Annotated in this window: 15 protein-coding genes; 11 read left to right on the top strand and 4 right to left on the bottom strand. The window is 36.4% G+C overall.

The features are described from left to right. From glnG to proP, 5 genes are all read left to right on the top strand, one after another. A complete protein-coding gene (gene glnG, locus P256_RS01715; RefSeq protein ID WP_023271954.1) occupies positions 1-1473 on the top strand; it encodes a nitrogen regulation protein NR(I) in 1473 nt (490 codons plus the stop codon). 107 nt (positions 1474-1580) lie between these two features. Further along, entirely contained in the window at positions 1581-2393 is an 813-nt protein-coding gene (locus tag P256_RS01710; protein ID WP_023271953.1) for a tetratricopeptide repeat protein, read from the top strand. A 112-nt stretch (positions 2394-2505) separates the two neighbouring features. Further along, positions 2506-3159, top strand: a complete 654-nt coding sequence (locus tag P256_RS01705) for a TetR/AcrR family transcriptional regulator (RefSeq protein WP_023271952.1) — start codon at positions 2506-2508, stop codon at positions 3157-3159. 99 nt (positions 3160-3258) lie between these two features. Beyond that, positions 3259-4173 carry an ornithine carbamoyltransferase gene (gene argF / locus P256_RS01700; RefSeq protein WP_023271951.1) on the top strand — a complete coding sequence of 305 codons (915 nt, stop codon included), beginning with the start codon at positions 3259-3261 and terminating at the stop codon, positions 4171-4173. Between the two features lie 404 nt (positions 4174-4577). Beyond that, positions 4578-6056 carry a glycine betaine/L-proline transporter ProP gene (gene proP, locus P256_RS01695; protein WP_023271950.1) on the top strand — a complete coding sequence of 493 codons (1479 nt, stop codon included), beginning with the start codon at positions 4578-4580 and terminating at the stop codon, positions 6054-6056. 43 nt (positions 6057-6099) lie between these two features. Here proP and hrpA read toward each other — a convergent pair whose 3' ends face one another. Beyond that, a complete protein-coding gene (gene hrpA / locus P256_RS01690) occupies positions 6100-9942 on the bottom strand; it encodes an ATP-dependent RNA helicase HrpA (protein WP_023271949.1) in 3843 nt (1280 codons plus the stop codon). A 298-nt stretch (positions 9943-10240) separates the two neighbouring features. Here hrpA and ahpC point away from each other — a divergent pair, with 298 nt between their 5' ends. Beyond that, a complete protein-coding gene (gene ahpC, locus P256_RS01685; protein WP_023271948.1) occupies positions 10241-10804 on the top strand; it encodes an alkyl hydroperoxide reductase subunit C in 564 nt (187 codons plus the stop codon). 74 nt (positions 10805-10878) lie between these two features. Next, a complete protein-coding gene (locus P256_RS01680) occupies positions 10879-11202 on the top strand; it encodes a DUF7709 family protein (protein ID WP_040331597.1) in 324 nt (107 codons plus the stop codon). Positions 11203-11256: 54 nt separating this feature from the next. On the opposite strand, the gene aceI is transcribed toward P256_RS01680, so the two are convergent. Continuing rightward, positions 11257-11673, bottom strand: coding sequence for a chlorhexidine efflux PACE transporter AceI (aceI, locus tag P256_RS01675; protein WP_040331730.1), 417 nt, complete (start codon positions 11671-11673; stop codon positions 11257-11259). Positions 11674-11766: 93 nt separating this feature from the next. Here aceI and P256_RS01670 point away from each other — a divergent pair, with 93 nt between their 5' ends. The 3 genes from P256_RS01670 to leuE all read left to right on the top strand — a co-directional run bounded on the left by P256_RS01670 (position 11767) and on the right by leuE (position 14435). Further along, positions 11767-12654, top strand: coding sequence for a LysR family transcriptional regulator (locus tag P256_RS01670; RefSeq protein ID WP_023271945.1), 888 nt, complete (start codon positions 11767-11769; stop codon positions 12652-12654). 78 nt (positions 12655-12732) lie between these two features. Beyond that, positions 12733-13713 carry a transaldolase gene (gene tal, locus P256_RS01665; protein WP_023271944.1) on the top strand — a complete coding sequence of 327 codons (981 nt, stop codon included), beginning with the start codon at positions 12733-12735 and terminating at the stop codon, positions 13711-13713. Between the two features lie 65 nt (positions 13714-13778). Beyond that, positions 13779-14435 carry a leucine efflux protein LeuE gene (gene leuE / locus P256_RS01660; protein WP_023271943.1) on the top strand — a complete coding sequence of 219 codons (657 nt, stop codon included), beginning with the start codon at positions 13779-13781 and terminating at the stop codon, positions 14433-14435. A 36-nt stretch (positions 14436-14471) separates the two neighbouring features. Here the strand turns inward: leuE and P256_RS01655 are convergent, their stop codons facing one another. Further along, a complete protein-coding gene (locus P256_RS01655; protein WP_023271942.1) occupies positions 14472-15695 on the bottom strand; it encodes an MFS transporter in 1224 nt (407 codons plus the stop codon). 104 nt (positions 15696-15799) lie between these two features. On the opposite strand from P256_RS01655, the gene P256_RS01650 reads away from it, so the two are divergent. Further along, positions 15800-16699 (top strand): LysR family transcriptional regulator, encoded by a 900-nt coding sequence (locus tag P256_RS01650; protein ID WP_023271941.1) that lies wholly within the window; start codon positions 15800-15802, stop codon positions 16697-16699. Positions 16700-16703: 4 nt separating this feature from the next. On the opposite strand, the gene P256_RS01645 is transcribed toward P256_RS01650, so the two are convergent. Then, positions 16704-17009 carry a TM2 domain-containing protein gene (locus P256_RS01645; RefSeq protein WP_023271940.1) on the bottom strand — a complete coding sequence of 102 codons (306 nt, stop codon included), beginning with the start codon at positions 17007-17009 and terminating at the stop codon, positions 16704-16706. Positions 17010-17054: the final 45 nt, after the last annotated feature.

The following is a 17054-nucleotide window of genomic DNA, read 5'->3' as shown; positions in this document are numbered from 1 at the left end:
ATGACACAGAAAAAAATTTGGGTCATTGACGATGATCGTGCGATGCGTTGGGTTTTAGAAAAAACTTTCAAAGAAGAAGGTTTCGATGTCACAAGTTTTGAAGACGCGCAAAGTGCCTTAGACCAATTACTTATAAACCTGCCAGATGTTATTCTTACAGATATACGCATGCCGGGTATCGATGGGTTAACCTTTCTAGGAAAAGTTAAAAATAGTCACCCCGAACTCCCAGTCATTATTATGACTGCCCATTCAGACCTCGAATCAGCAGTATCTAGCTATCAAACAGGTGCTTTTGAATACTTACCAAAACCTTTCGACATTGATGAAGCCCTAGCTTTAGTTAATCGTGCGATACTGCATCTTGAAAAGATTCAGAATCAAGAAACAACTAAAGCGAGCTCTCCATTACAGTCAACAGAGATTATTGGCGAATCTCCTGCAATGCAGGAAGTTTTTAGAGCCATAGGTAGACTGTCTCAATCCCATATTACCGTCCTCATTAATGGTGAATCAGGGACAGGTAAAGAGCTCGTTGCACATGCTCTACATCGCCACTCACCTCGTAAAGCAAAACCATTTATTGCACTTAATATGGCAGCTATTCCAAAAGACCTGATTGAAACAGAGCTTTTTGGTCATGAAAAAGGTGCTTTTACAGGTGCCAACACACAGCGCCAAGGACGTTTTGAACAGGCAAACGGCGGAACACTATTCTTAGATGAAATTGGTGACATGCCATTTGAAACACAAACTCGCCTTTTACGTGTTTTGGCTGATGGAGAGTTCTACCGTGTAGGTGGGCATATTCCTGTTCGTGTAGATGTACGTATTGTTGCAGCGACACACCAAGATTTAGAAAAATTGGTTGAAGACGGTCGGTTCCGTGAAGACTTATATCACCGTTTAAATGTAATCCGTATACACATACCAAAACTTGCAAACCGCAGCGAAGACATTCCTATGCTTGCACAGCACTTTCTCATTCAAGCAGGAAAGGAACTAAGCGTAAGCCCCAAAATTCTTCGTTCTGAAACAATTACTTATATGCAGCAGCTTAGCTGGCCTGGCAACGTGCGCCAACTCGAAAATATCTGTCGATGGCTCACAGTCATGATTACAGGTCGTGAGGTATACCCTGATGACCTACCAAGTGAATTAAAACAAAAATTACAACCAACAAGTACACATTCTCCAGAAATTCATGAGAATACAACATACTTAAGCAACCAAAACTGGGAGAGCCTTCTAAGCCAATGGGCTTTAGAAAAGCTTAATCATGGTGAAATGAAAATTTTAGATATCGCCGTACCTATTTTTGAAAAAACACTGATTAATGCAGCCCTTAGTCAAACCAAAGGTAGAAAACGTCATGCTGCTGAACTCCTTGGATGGGGAAGAAATACCCTTACTCGCAAACTTAAAGAGTTAGGTATGGAAACTTCTGATGAAGATGAAGAAAGCACCATTTAAATAACTAAAAACATGGGTACTTACAAATCAATTGTGAGTACCCTAGATTCACTAGATAAAAACTGATATAAATAATAATAATTATCATTTGCAATGGCAATTTAATCATGGGCGTTTTTCAAAACTTTAAACAAATTATAAAAAAGCAAGAACTAGATATTCAAAGGCTTTACAATCAAGCATGCGCTCATATTCAAGAAAACTCTTTTGAAGCTGCTGAACAGAATTTAAAGCAAATACAATTAATTTCAAATAAAGATATTCGCTGGATGAGAGGTTTTGGGCACCTCTTCCACTATAAGGGGAATGCGACGCTTTCATATCATTGGTATATGCAAGCAGCACAGTATAACGATGACCTTTCATTTTATCACTTAGGTCAAATTGAGTTTGACCGACATAACTATACTCTTGCAAAACATTATCTTCAGAGCGCTATTCGTTTAGGCAATAGCTTAGCACTCGTATTAATTGGTAAAATTTCTCTGTATGAATACCAACTGAGCCAAGCCATCACTTACTTACAGCAAGCAATATTATGCAATCATAATGATGCGCTCATTCCTCTTGGGCAAACATATATTTTACTCAAGCAATATTTGAAAGCTGAAAAGTACCTAACCCAAGCATGCAATTTAGAGATCAAATCTTCAGCTCATTACTTTGCACAAGTCAAACAATATACAAACGAACTGGAACTCGCAAAAAACTGGTACATCTATTCTTTCCAAACTGAAAAAAATATATCTTCTTTAGAGTTATTTGGACAAATTTTATGTGCTGAAGGAAACATCTTAGAAGGTGAAACCATTTTATCTATTGCACACAAACTAGAAGATAATACAACCCTATCCGCTGTAGAAAATACGGCTTTAAGTCAAATAATGGGAACAGATGCTCACTTTAAGCTTAATTTATAAACAATTATTAACACTGTAAGTAAGCTAGCACGATGAATAGCACATTTTATCTTTATAGACTTTGCTATAATCAGAAACCAATACAGTATGTTTAACTATTTTCCATTTCATTATGTCAGATCCTAAAGAATGCTATTTCAATGAGCAACCTCATACAAAACGAGGACAAGAACGCTGTACAGCTTTCTTAGAAACAGCAACTGATTTATTTATGGAAAAGGGCTTTGATTCGGTTTCATTAGATGACATCGTACAACATGCTGGTGGGTCGAAAGCATCCCTATATAAATTTTTTGGAAACAAAGAAGGATTATTTACTGCTATTTGTGATCATCGTAGAGAGATTTTTCTAAAAGAAATTTATATGAACACAGATACCGAAGGTTTAGATATTAAAGCTTTCTTAACTACTATTTTAAAAAATTTTCATCGCCATCTCGTAAAACCCAATAATTCAAAGTTTTTTCGGTTAATGTTAGAAAGAACCAAACATGACCCCGAACTTGCAGCATACTTATATGCACGTGGACCAGAAAAAATACTAAACAATATCTGCGATTACCTAAAAAGAGCAACTCAGCAAGGTCTTATTATATGTGAGCAACCAATGACTTCTGCTCAAGTTTTCTTAGGATGCTTATGGAACTTTAAGTGGAAAGTAATCATTGGTGCACCAATACATGAAACATCAGAAGAATTAGATCAATACGTTGAATACTGTATAAACTTATTTTTAAAATCGCACGAATATAAAGAAAGTTTTTGAGTTTTAATAACCATTTAGTATATATTCAAAGACTACCTTTTCTTTTAACACACAATAACATAACTACAGTTAATACAAGTGTAGTTATGTGGAGTAACCATGGCTCTACGTCATTTCTTAACTTTACGTGACTTATCTTCTGCAGAGCTAGAACAAATTATTGAACGCGCGCAGGAGCTCAAAAAATTACAACATGCCAACCAAGTATATCAACCTTTTAAAGGCAAAGTACTTGGAATGATTTTTGAAAAATCAAGCACACGTACACGTGTTTCATTTGAAGCAGGCATGAGTCAATTTGGTGGAAGTGCTATTTTTCTATCACCAAGAGATACGCAACTTGGCCGTGGAGAACCAATTGAAGACTCTGCTCGTGTCATTTCTAGCATGCTAGATATTGTCATGATTCGTACATTTGGCCACGATATTATTGAGCGTTTTGCTTCTTATTCTAAAGTGCCAGTCATTAATGCACTCACAGATGATCACCATCCTTGCCAACTCCTTGCAGATGTACAAACTTTTGTAGAACACAGAGGCAGTATTAAAGGAAAAACTGTTGCTTGGATTGGTGATGGCAATAATGTATGTAATTCTTATATTGAAGCAGCACATATGTGGGGCTTCAAACTAAAGATTGCTGCACCAAAAGGCTATGAACCAAAGCCAGAGTTCTTAAATGACTTTGCTCATTGTGTAGAACTTGTAAGCTCTGCCGAAGAAGCCGCTACTCATGCAGACCTCATTGTTACAGATGTTTGGGCATCTATGGGGCAAGAGGAAGAACAAAAAATTCGTGAAAAAGCTTTTGCAGACTATCAGGTTAATGAAAAATTATTAAGCGTAGCACACCCTGAATGCTTATTTATGCATTGCTTACCTGCACATAGAGGTGAGGAAATTTCAGAAACAATGTTAGATCATACAAGCTCTGTAGTTTGGAGCGAAGCTGAAAATCGCCTACACGCACAAAAAGCACTGATGGAATTCTTACTTAATGAGCGTTTAAAATAGCTTATAGTGCATTAGACTAAAGTACTCTTGATAATTTTATATTGAGAGTACTTAATAAGCTTAAAAATTATTTAGTATTACTTTCATAACAATTATATAAAAAATATAAACAAATATCAAACAAATATACAAAACAAAACATTATTCCCACAGAAAGCACATACAGTTAAAACATTACACAAATCATTTTTTTGTAGAATTATAAGTTCTTGAATTTTTTTCGCTTTTTAACGTGCTAAGAAAAAATATATGCTAACTTCGGTTTCAAATGCACCTATTTTCTCTTGTCATGTGGAAATCTTCATCTTTTAATTAGATTGTTTTTGGCTTAATGTTTAGAGTGAACAATTACTCAAAATTAAAGCAATTATAAACAATTCTCACAGTAAACTTGGAATAATTACATGCGTGGATTTAGAAAGAAAAACAGGCCTGTAGATATTGATGATATTAGTATTGTCGATCAATCAAAATCTAAACAGGCGATTATTGCAGCAGCTTTAGGTAATGCCATTGAGTGGTTTGACTTTGGTGTATATGGCTATGTGGCATATATTTTAGGTAAAGTCTTCTTCCCTCATGCAAGCCCTAGTATCCAGTTGATTGCAGCCCTTGCAACATTCTCTGTGCCATTTTTATTCAGACCACTCGGTGGTATCATTTTTGGTCGCTTAGGCGATAAATATGGTCGTCAGAAAGTTTTATCTACAACTATTATCCTAATGACATTAAGTACCTGTGCAATTGGCTTATTGCCAGGCTACGAAACCATTGGTATTTGGGCTCCAATACTCTTACTCGTAATTAAAATATTACAGGGTATTTCTGTTGGTGGTGAATACTCAGGTGCTGTAATTTTTGTTGCTGAGTATGCCCCTGACCGTAAACGTGGTTTTATGGGTAGTTGGTTAGATTTCGGTTCAATTGCAGGTTTCTTACTTGGTGCAGGTACTGTATCTCTACTTACATACCTTATGGGTGCTGAGAAATTTAATGATTGGGGTTGGCGTATTCCATTCATCATCTCTCTTCCGCTTGGTTTAGTAGGTATGTACTTACGTCATGCATTAGAAGAAACTCCAGCGTACCAACAGCATAGTGAATCCGACCAAAAGCAGAAGAAGTTTTCATTTAAAGAGCTACTCGCTACTCATAAGCGCAGCTTACTTCTTTGTATTGGTCTTGTTCTATGTACAAATGTTACGTACTACATGGTACTTACTTACCTACCAAGTTACTTTACACACAACCTTCATTACGATGAAGCTCAAGGTAATTTAATTATTATTGCCGTAATGATTGGTATGTTGTTTGTACAACCTCTTATTGGTTGGTTAAGTGACAAGTGGGGACGCCGTCCATTTATCTTTATCGGCAGTCTTGCTTTAATCTTCTTATCTTACCCTGCATTTAAATTATTAGATTCTCATGAATCTTCATTAATTTTCTCAGGTTTAATTATCTTAGCACTTGCATTGAATATGCTTATTGGGGTAATGGCGTCAACACTTCCTGCCCTATTCCCTACAGCCATCCGTTTCAGTGCACTCGCAATTGCATTTAACATCTCTATTGTTATTGCAGGCTTAACACCAACGCTTACCGCAACTCTTGTTGAATCAAGTGGTAACTTAATGATTCCAGCATTCTACCTCATGGTATTTGGTGTAGTTGGTATTATTACTGCAATTAACCTTAAAGAAACAGCAAATAAACCTTTATTTGGTGCTGCTCCACTCGCAACAAGTGAAGAAGAAGCTGCTGAACTTTTAGAAGAGTTCCATGGTACGATTGAAGAACGTATTGAAAAAATTGACGAAAAAATTCTGGCATTACAGAAAAAACGTCAAAGTCTAGCAGACAAACATCCAGAAATTGATTAATAAACTAATAAAAAAGGCCGTCAAATGACGGCCTTTTTTATAGTTAGACAGAGAGCCCTTCCCACATTTTTTGTAGCCTTTTAGGTGAAACAGGCTGTTTTGTTTTCATTGGTTGCGAGAATAAAGAAATTCTAAACTCTTCAACCATTTTATAAAACTCATATAACCTTGCATCACCTTTAAATTTAAATAGTTTTTCCATCCATGGATCAACCTGATCTACTGCATCTAAATCACGATTTAAATTATTTGGAAGACGATCTAACCTTAATTCTAATGCCTGTAAATAGCGTGGAAATTCTTGCCATAAATGCTTAGGCTGTTTATATGCAAAATTATCTAAGTACATGAGTGCAAGTTGATCTTCAACATCATCCATACTCACACCAAATACTGTTTCATCTAAACCTAGCAGTTGACGGCGTATCGTTTGCCAACCAACATAAATATCATTAAACATTTTTAAGATATTTTGCCCTTCTAATAAAAAGCTCTTTTTCACTTTTTGCTGTAAAGTATTAAATGCTTGTAAATCTTTAGGTAATACATCAACACACTGATCAAGCGTTGCATAGATCAACATATTTTCAAGCTGTGCTTTATTGCCCAATGAAGAGTATGCAAGTAATAATGGCTTGCCAATTTGCTTTTTAAGCTGACGAACCATATCCCCTAATTGCATATGCAACAAACGAATAACCCCTTGTTTATGTTGTCTCTCAGCTTCATCAAGATCATTAAAAGCTTGCACCACAACACCACTTTCATCTTTGAGCTCTAACTTTGTAAAGTCTTTCGTTGGAGAAAGTGCCTGATATTGCTTAACAATAACGCCTGTCACTTTTTTATCTGACTCAAACTGAAAACCTTCAGGGAAAGTTTTAAACTCGCCTTTCACTTGTGCAACAGGCTGTTTAGACTCTATACGACAACGTGCTTTCAGCTCATCAATATTCCTACCTTTTTCTATAAGCTTGCCCTTAGCATCAGTAACATAAACAAAAGGCAATAAATACTGATCAATACGATCGAAAGAAAAATCTTGCTCTGTAATTTGCTCACCACGTAGTGCAAATGCCAAATACTTAAAGATATGCTCCCTTAAATGTCGCTCATCTATACCTTTTATAAGTTTTTCAGTCGTTGTTGGAACAGGAACAATATTACGGCGTTTTTCTTTCGGTAGCGTTTTTAATAAAGCTTCAACAAGTGTCCTACGCCACCCAGGTATCCCCCATGACCAAATATTTTCATTAATTTGTGGGAGTGCCTGTATTGGTACTTTAACAACTGCACCATCTTCATCATGACTTGGGTCAAAACGGTATATAGTCGATAAACGTAGTTCTCCATTTCTTAAATAATCGGGAAACTGCTGTGTTGTTGGCTTATCATCTAACCAAAGTGTGTCTTCATCCACAAACAAATAGCGTGGATTCTGAGCTTCTACAGTTGCAAGCCAATCTTCAAAGCTTCGTCTGCCCGCAACCTCTTCAGGTACTTTACTTGCATAGAACTGATAAATCGTCTCTTCATCAACAATAAGGTCACGGCGGCGCAACTTGTCCTCAACACGTTCAACTTCTTCAAGCTTTAATAAATTATGCTTTAAGAATGGCGGTGTAATCCCCAAATGTCCTGTCGTCAAAGCATCTCTTAAAAAGATCTCATGCGCAGCTTTTTGATCTATCTTCTCAAAATTTACCAAACGTTTTGGTTCTACAATTAGACCAAATAATGTAATTTGTGCATACGCATTTACAATACCTGTTTTCTTCGACCAATGTGGCTCAAAGTAATGATATTTCAGTAAATCTCTTGCACCAAGTAAAATCCATTCTGGTTCAATTTTCGCAAGCGTTCTCAAATAAACTTGTGAGGTTTCAACCATCTCAAAAGCCATTAACCAAGATGCGCCTGCTTTATGTAACGCACTTGCAGGGAAAATACGAGCTTTCTGCTGGCGAACAGCCATATAGACATTTCTTTCGTCCGTTTTATTAGCAACACAAGAAAGTAGCCCTGTAAGCAAAGCACGGTGTAAGTTTTCATAGCTTGCAGGCTTTTCATTAAAAGAAAGTTTTAACCCTTCAGCCAAATCGACCAATTGCTTATAAGTCTGTTTCCACTCTCTTAAACGCAACCAACTTAGAAAATGCTGTCTCGCAAATTGACGGCGTTTATTTTCACTCATTTGGTCACGATTTGACTCGAGTACATCCCATAGCTTTAAATAAAACAAGAAGTCTGAATCTGCTTCTTTAAATAAAGCATGTTTTTGGTCTGCCTGTGTTTGCTTATCAGCAGGTCTTTCACGCGGATCTTGTACAGCCAATGCACTCACAATAATGAGAGTTTCTTTTAAAACACCAAAATGTGCACCGCCAACAATCATTCTTGCAAGTCGTGGGTCAATTGGCATACGTGCCATCATTTGACCCACACGTGTCAGCTCACCTTTCTTATCGTTAAATGCACTGAGCTCAATGAGGAGTTTTCGCCCATCATTCACTAAGCGATGATCTGGTGGCTCAATAAAGTCAAAGTCTTCTAAACTACCCAAACCTAAACTTTGCATTTGTAAAATAACAGATGCAAGATTAGTTCTCTTAATTTCTGGTTCTGTAAACTCAGGACGGCTTAAAAAATCTTCTTCACTATATAGGCGAATACAGACACCCGCAGCAATACGACCACAACGCCCTTTACGCTGATTTGCAGCTGCCTGTGACACTGCTTCAATTGGTAATCGTTGAACACGTGAACGATAGTTATAGCGAGAAATTCGAGCGAAACCACTGTCAATAACATAACGAATATTAGGTACAGTAAGTGCTGTTTCTGCAACGTTGGTCGCAATAATAATTCGTCGACCACGACCACTTGGATTAAATATCTTTTGTTGCTCAGAAAGTGCTAAGCGTGCATATAAAGGCAAAATTTCTGTATGCCTTGGACCATACTTCTGCAATGTTTCTTGTAGCTCACGAATCTCTTGCTCCGTACTCGCAAAGATAAGAATATCTGCATGTTCAGGATGCCCAGATTTTTCTGCATCTTTAAAACATTCTTCTACAGCCTGTACGACAGCACGTGGCAAGTTTTCTTCAAAGTCATCATCATCACTCCCCCCAATAGATAACTCTGATATTGGGCGATAACGAACTTCAACAGGGTAACTTCTGCCTTCAACTTCAAAGATAGGTGCATGATTAAAGTATTGACTAAAACGGTTCACATCAAGTGTTGCCGAGGTAATAATGACTTTAAGGTCTGGGCGCTTTGGTAAAAGTTGCTTTAAATAACCCATGACAAAGTCAATATTTAGTGAACGCTCATGCGCTTCATCAATAATAATCGTGTCATATTTCGTTAAAAACCGATCATGTCCCAATTCAGCGAGCAAAATACCATCTGTCATCAAACGACAGATCGAATCTGATGAACCTTGCTCATTAAAACGCACTTTAAAACTAATTGATTGCCCTAAAGTTTCTCCCACTTCTTCAGCAATACGCTGTGAAACACTTCTTGCTGCCAAACGACGTGGCTGAGTATGGCCAATCATACCTGTAAGGCCACGACTCGCTAACATTGCAATTTGTGGAAGTTGCGTTGTTTTTCCTGAACCTGTTTCACCCGCAACAATAATGACTTGGTTTTCTTGTATTGCAGTAATTAACTTGTCTGCATATTGCGTTACAGGTAATTCTTGGTTTAATTTTATCTGAGGTAAACGCTCAACTCTTTTTTGAACAATAGCATTCGATTTTTCAAATAACTCCTGATACTGATGAGCATTTTTTGTTTTGCCTTGACTCAACCGATTTAAACGATGCCGATCACGCGCCATAACCATTTGATCTACATTTAAATCTATTCTCACAGAGTACTTTTCCTAAATCTAACAAATGAAGAGCGTTATTTTACGCAAATCTAAGACTGATAGAAAGAATTACAAATTAAAAGTTTTCTTTCTTTAGACTTGAAATAAACTGTCATAAACGCTATTTATAATAGTAATTCAGATAAAAGGATTGTGTATGTGGAAATAAAGTATATTTACTTATAATCTATTTTTCCGATTACAAGTATTTAAAAATACCATTTCCTCAATGAGATATTTTTTCTTATTCTATTCTTATACATAAACAAGCACTCATATCCACTAATCGGAGCACATAATGAGCTTAATTAACACTGAAGTTAAACCATTTAAAGCAACAGCATATAAAAACGGTCAGTTTATCGAAGTTTCAGAAGCAGATTTAAAAGGCAAATGGTCTGTATTCTTCTTCTATCCTGCAGATTTCACATTTGTTTGCCCAACAGAGTTAGGTGACCTTGCAGATAACTATGCTGAATTCCAAAAGCTTGGTGTTGAAATCTATGGCGTATCTACAGATACTCACTTCACACACAAAGCTTGGCACGATTCTTCTGAAGAAATCAAAAAAATCGAATACCCAATGGTAGGCGATCCAACTTGGACACTTGCTAAAAACTTCGAAGTTCTTATCGAAGGCGAAGGTATTGCTGACCGTGGTACATTCGTTGTAGACCCTGAAGGCAAAATCCAAATCGTTGAAATTAACGCTGGTGGTATTGGTCGTGATGCTCAAGAACTTCTTCGTAAAGTGAAAGCAGCTCAATACGTTCACGCTCACCCAGGTGAAGTTTGCCCAGCAAAATGGAAAGAAGGTGAAGCTACACTTTCTCCATCAATCGATCTAGTTGGTAAAATCTAATTTTACTTCAACATAAAGATTAAGAAGGTAGTCACATTTTGTGACTACCTTTTTTATATCTAAAATAAAAAATTATGGATAATCTCATGGATACCAATAAAAAATTATCAGAAGTGAATCAAAAAGTTTTACAAGAGAGTCAAAGCTTTCCAACAGTTAAATTAAAAGATGGTACACCTGTACAAACAGGAACTGTTGCAGCGTTGCTATATAATATTCAGCTTTATAATCAAGGAGAACGAGGGCAAATTGAGGATGAGCTTAGACTTGCTATCCCTACACTTTTTAAAATTGGCTTTTTTGATTTATTTACACCAAATGAATGGATCTCACCACATGACTTAGGAAGGAGTTTTGTAGGTCATGCCGCACAAGCATATTTAGTCAATCAATCTTAATATACAAGCCAACAATTGTTCTGTTGGCTTTAATATAAATGTCCATAGAAAAACCTACTCGCTTATAACCATACGGCGCTCAATAATGTCATAGCACCATTGAAAGATAAATGTATAAACTAAAATACATAATGTCATCGCTAAATCTAGCAAAAATGCCTCAAGGAGTGATGTTTTTAAAGCATAAGCAACCATTGGTATAGTCGCCAACATTAACCCTCCCTCAAAACCAATTGCGTGTAAAATACGTACAGGAATTGTTCTCTTTAACTGATACTTTTTCTCAACACCTTCAAATATATAATTAAATATCATATTCCATACAACTGAGGTCACTGCCATAGCAATACCCAATGTACCTGTCACTTCTAGTGGCATATCTAAAAAAGTACTTAAAGCCACTGCAATAATAACCAAGAGAATAGTTTCATAACTAAATGCATGAATTAACCTTCGTTTTGAAATAAACATATAAATCATCTTTTATAACCTAGAATATGATCTATTTTATTTTTATAATAATGATAGTTCCAGTTAGAACCTTTCAATAATTTTGATAGATATATGAATATTAACCAAGAACAACTTTCAATCTTTAAAACAGTCATGGAAACAGGCTCTTTTTCAGCTGCAGCAAGAAAATTAGGAAAAGTTCCTTCTGCTGTCAGTATGTCTATTTCAAATTTAGAAATAGACTTAAATATTCAACTGTTTAAACGAATCGGTAGAGAACCTATTCCAACGCAAGAAGCTAAGTACTTATATAAAAAAACAGAAAATTTACTCATTGAAATCAATCAATGGAAGCAATATGCACTGGCTTTAGGTACAGGGCTCGAATCATCTTTTAATATTGTGATTGCATCTGAGCTTATTCATACCCAATGGATCAAATATATACAAATACTAGAAAAACATTTTCCAACACTAGAAATTAATATATTCTCTGCTCCTCAAGAAGATGCTATGAAAATGCTCATGCAAAATGAGGTACAATTTGCATTACTCTTTGAAAGAGAAATGCTTGATCACAGAGAGGCTTTTGTTGAGTTATTTTCAGAATCAATTACACCTGTAAGCTCCTTAGATCATCCACTTTGTACACTTCAACAAATTACATTAGAACAACTATCTCAACATCGACAAATTGTGGTGACAAGTCGTGATAAAACAATTAAACCTGAACTTGTTTTTTCTAAAGATTATTGGCGCACGGATCACTATCATTTAGCACTCACACTCATAGAGCAGAAACTAGGTTGGGGGTTTTTACCTCAAGCATTTTTAGAAAGCTTAATTCAAAAAGAAGCCAAGCATTTAAAAGTTCTTAATATTATCGATTTCACCCCAAACCTACGCTACTTTATCGATCTCGTCTGGAATAAAGAAACAAGTAAAGGTTTAGCAGGTCAATATTTAATTAACTACGCAAGACAACAACGTAATAAATAACAACATTGCAAGATATGTAACAAAATATTGGTGTAGATATGTTATATATAGGAAAAACAGACGTAAGAAGTGAATCTAATGACTGAATCTACTTTAGAACAAATTAAAGCACTCACAACTATTGTTGTAGACAGTGGCGACCTTACAGCAATTAAGAAGTTTAAACCGTTGGATGCAACAACAAATCCATCACTTATTACTGCGGCAGCTTCTCAACCTGAAAACTTAGAGCTCATTGAAAGTTCATATGCTCAAGCAGTTGCTGAAGGCTATACATCAGATGAACGTATTGAACGTACGATTGATATTTTAACAGTAAAACTTGGTGTAGAAATCCTTAAAATTATTGATGGTCGTGTTTCAACTGAGGTTGATGCAAGCTTGTCTTATGATACCGAAGCCACAATTGCAAAAGCCAAAGAGCTTTTAGCACTTTATAGTAGCTATGGTATTTCTTCAGACCGCATTCTTATTAAAATTGCTTCAACTTGGCAAGGTATTCAAGCTGCAAAAGCTTTGGAAGCTGAAGGTATTCACTGTAATTTGACACTCCTTTTTGGTTTACATCAAGCACGTGCATGCGCAGACGCAAATATCACACTTATCTCTCCATTCGTTGGTCGTATCTTAGATTGGTATAAGAAAGCTGACAAAGTAGATAGCTATCCAATCGAAAAAGATCCAGGTGTATTGTCTGTAAAGAAAATCTTTGAGTACTACAAATCTCAAGATATTAAAACAGAAATTATGGGTGCAAGCTTCCGTAGTACTGCACAAGTAGTTGCACTTGCAGGTTGTGACCTATTGACCATTTCTCCAAATATTTTAGCGAGCCTTGAAAGCGAAACCACACCTGTCGTTTCTCAGCTAAATCAAGATGTCGTTAAAGCAGAAAGAGAAGCTGCCATTTCTAAAGAAGAATTTAAAGCTCAAATTGAAAAAGATTTGATGGCTTTCCAACTTCTACAATCTGGTATTGATGGTTTTATTAAAGCAAGAGAACAGCTCAGTGCTTTACTACACCAATCTTTAGGCAACAGTGCTGAAATTAAAGGCTAATCTTTTACTTACTAGAGGTCAATGATGACCTCTAGTCTTTCCTTTCTTCTTTTTGAGTATCAACCGTGCTCGGTATTATCAATTTATCTACTTTTATTGTTGGAACAGTTTTAATTATTTTATTACCTGGGCCAAACTCTTTTTATGTACTTTCTGTTGCATCTAAACATGGTGTCAAAGATGCTTATAAAGCATCTCTAGGTGTCATTTCAGGGGATTTAATCCTGATTCTTGCGACAATACTTGGTGCTGCTTCAGCTCTGCGTACATTTCCTGTCGCCTTTTTGGTTATCAAAAGCTGTGGGGCAATCTATTTATCTTATTTAGGCTCAAAGCTCATTCGCCATGCATATCAAACATGGAAAAGTCGCCACCAAAAGGTTTCAAAAGAAACCCTTGTATTTAGTGAAAAAGTTGAAAAAATTACGCCGTATAGAACAGCGCTTACCATTAGCTTGCTAAACCCAAAAGCAATATTATTTTTCTTGTCCTTCTTTATTCAGTTTGTAGATCCGCAAAGTACATCCCCATTTCTCAGTTTTTTAGTACTTGCACTCATCTTAGAGGTGATTAGTTTAAGTTATCTCACCCTTATTATATTTTCAGGGATTAAGCTTTCACAATACTTCTCTCAACGCTTAAGATTAACGAGTATTACTGTATTCATTGTTGGATTATTATTTATCGGTTTTGGCGTAAAATTGGCAACATCTAGCATTTAAAAAAGCAAGAGTAATCAAATTACTCTTACCTATTTTTTATAATCTAATTTTCTGATTGAGTGTCAACAAGGTTGCAACAGCAATTAAAACAACTGCCAAAATAACAACTGCATTCCAACCACCATACTGCCAAGCATAGCCACCCAATGAACCCACAATACTTGAACCTAAATAGTAAAATAATAAATACAGTGATGTTGCATGTCCTTTAAAAGACTTCGCATTTGCACTCACATTACTACTAGCAATTGAGTGTGCAATAAAGAAGCCCGTAGTCACAAAAGCAACCCCGATAATAATTGCAAATAAGTTCATGCTTAGCGTAAATAATGCGCCAATAAACATCATGATGAAGCCAAAACGCATAATAATTTGACGACCAAGTTTTTCGACAAGGCTACCTGCAACTGATGAGGAAATAATACCAAAGCTATAAGATAAAAAGATAAGACTAATCTGTGTTTGATTCAGCATATACGGCTGTGCAGACAACCTAAATGTAATGTAGTTAAACAGAGTTACAAAGATACTGGTAAGTAAAAATCCTATACCATAAACTTTTAATAGCTGAGGATTATTTAAATGTGCTTTCCAAGCATTAATATGAAAAGAAAAATTAACACCTTTTTTAGCCACAAAGTTTTTAGAGGCTGGCAATAGTTTTAAAAAACCAAATGCGCATATAAAACACAATACACCTAAAATAGCCATTGCCATACGCCATGAAAAGTATTCAGTCAGCAACCCCATACCGACTCGCCCCATCATTCCCCCAAAAGCTGTACCCGCAATATACAACCCCATGGTTTTTGCTAGATGCTTCGGATTAATTTCTTCAGCAATCCAAGCCATTGCAACAGCAGGAACGCCACCAAGAATAAATCCTTCTACCGCACGCTCAATAAGCAAAAGATGCCAACTCGAAGACATCGCACATAAGACATTTAAAACTGCTGCTAGGCTCATAGAACAAAACATTAGTCCTTTACGACCAAGAGCTTGTGAAAATGCGCTTGAGAGAACAATGGAAAATGCCAAGAAGCCTGTGGTTAATGAGAGTGCGAGTGCACTTGTTCCAGGTGTAATATGAAATGCTTGTGTAAATGCAGGCAATAGAGGCTGTACACAATAAATCAGAGAAAAACTTGCAAAGCCCAAGAGGAATAATGCAATACCCGCCTTTTGAAAAGATTTGGTACCAAAACTGATCCCTAAATAATCTTCTTGTACCAGAGGCGTCGCATCTGCTTGCGTTTTCATTGAAATAACCTAAATATAAACTTATTGTTGAGTACTATTTAGATTAGCAAGCCAATAGATATATGTATAATATATAAGATGATAACAGGCTATATATAAAAAATATGGACTTACGACATATAAAATACTTTATTGCTGTTGCTGAAGAGCAAAGTTTTTCTAAAGCTGCACAACGACTGCATATGAGTCAGCCACCTTTAAGTATGCAAATCAAACAACTTGAAGAAGAAATTGGTACTGAGCTGTTCTATAGAACATCCCAAGGCGTATCACTCACACCATCAGGAAAAGTATTTCTAAAATCTGTATTGCCTATACAAAATCAAATTCACCATGCCATTAGACAAACACAAAGCACAGCAAACGGCGATATTGGGGAGTTACGGCTCGGCTTTACAGGTACGGCGATTTTAAATCCACTTATCCCTAAAGCCATTAAAGCTTTTCAAAAAGAATACCCTGCCGTCAATCTCATTTTAACAGAAGCAAACTCCCTTCTTCTCATCGAAGCAATATTACACAATGAACTTGATATTGCTGTTATTCGACCACCAAAGACACACTTTAATGGAATTTCTATACAACATTTAATTGAAGAGCGCCTTGTTGCTGTACTTCCACAAAACTATTTACTTTCAGATGGTAAATTGAACTCTTTAGAAGCACTTAAAAATGAGCGGTTTATCGTTTCACCATATGAGGTCAGTGCAGGATTATTTGAAGCAACGGTACATGCTTGCCAACAAAGTGGCTTTGAGCCCAAATTTGGCCCGAGTGCACCACAAATTGTTTCAATACTATCGCTTGTCGCAGCAAATATTGGGGTTTCTCTCGTGCCTGAATCGACACAGCAGCTCAATATTAAAGGGATTCAGTACCAAACACTCGACCCTAAAATTTCTAAAATTGGCTTAGGACTCGCATATAAAGAAGACCATCACTCACAACCTGCCATTAATTTTTCTAGCATTCTTCACTCACTTCTACATCGTATATATGAGTGAGTAATTATCCATACTTACGAGCAAATTGCTCATCAGAAGAACATAAGTAGATGATTCCTTCAATAAATGCGACAAATGCAGGCAGAAATGTCCAACAGAAAAGAAGATACAAAAAGCCCTGACCTATTCTCCCTAAATAAAATTTATGGATACCAAAGCCACCAAGAAAAAATGCCAGCAAGGCGGCTGCCAATTTATTCTTTTCTCCAACAATAGGCGGATTCGTCTGACGTACACCACATTTAGGGCAAATTTCAGCACGTGCATCTATAGATTGACTACATGCAAAACAAAATTTAGTCTGATTCATAAAAAATACTTACTCAAAATAAAAAGCACTGTGCAGCTTTAAACT

It is taken from the genome of Acinetobacter nectaris CIP 110549, assembly GCF_000488215.1.
In the GTDB taxonomy this organism is placed as follows: Bacteria; Pseudomonadota; Gammaproteobacteria; order Pseudomonadales; family Moraxellaceae; genus Acinetobacter; species Acinetobacter nectaris.
Note: the sequence above shows the minus strand (reverse complement) of the source record. Positions and strands in the feature narration are given on the sequence as shown.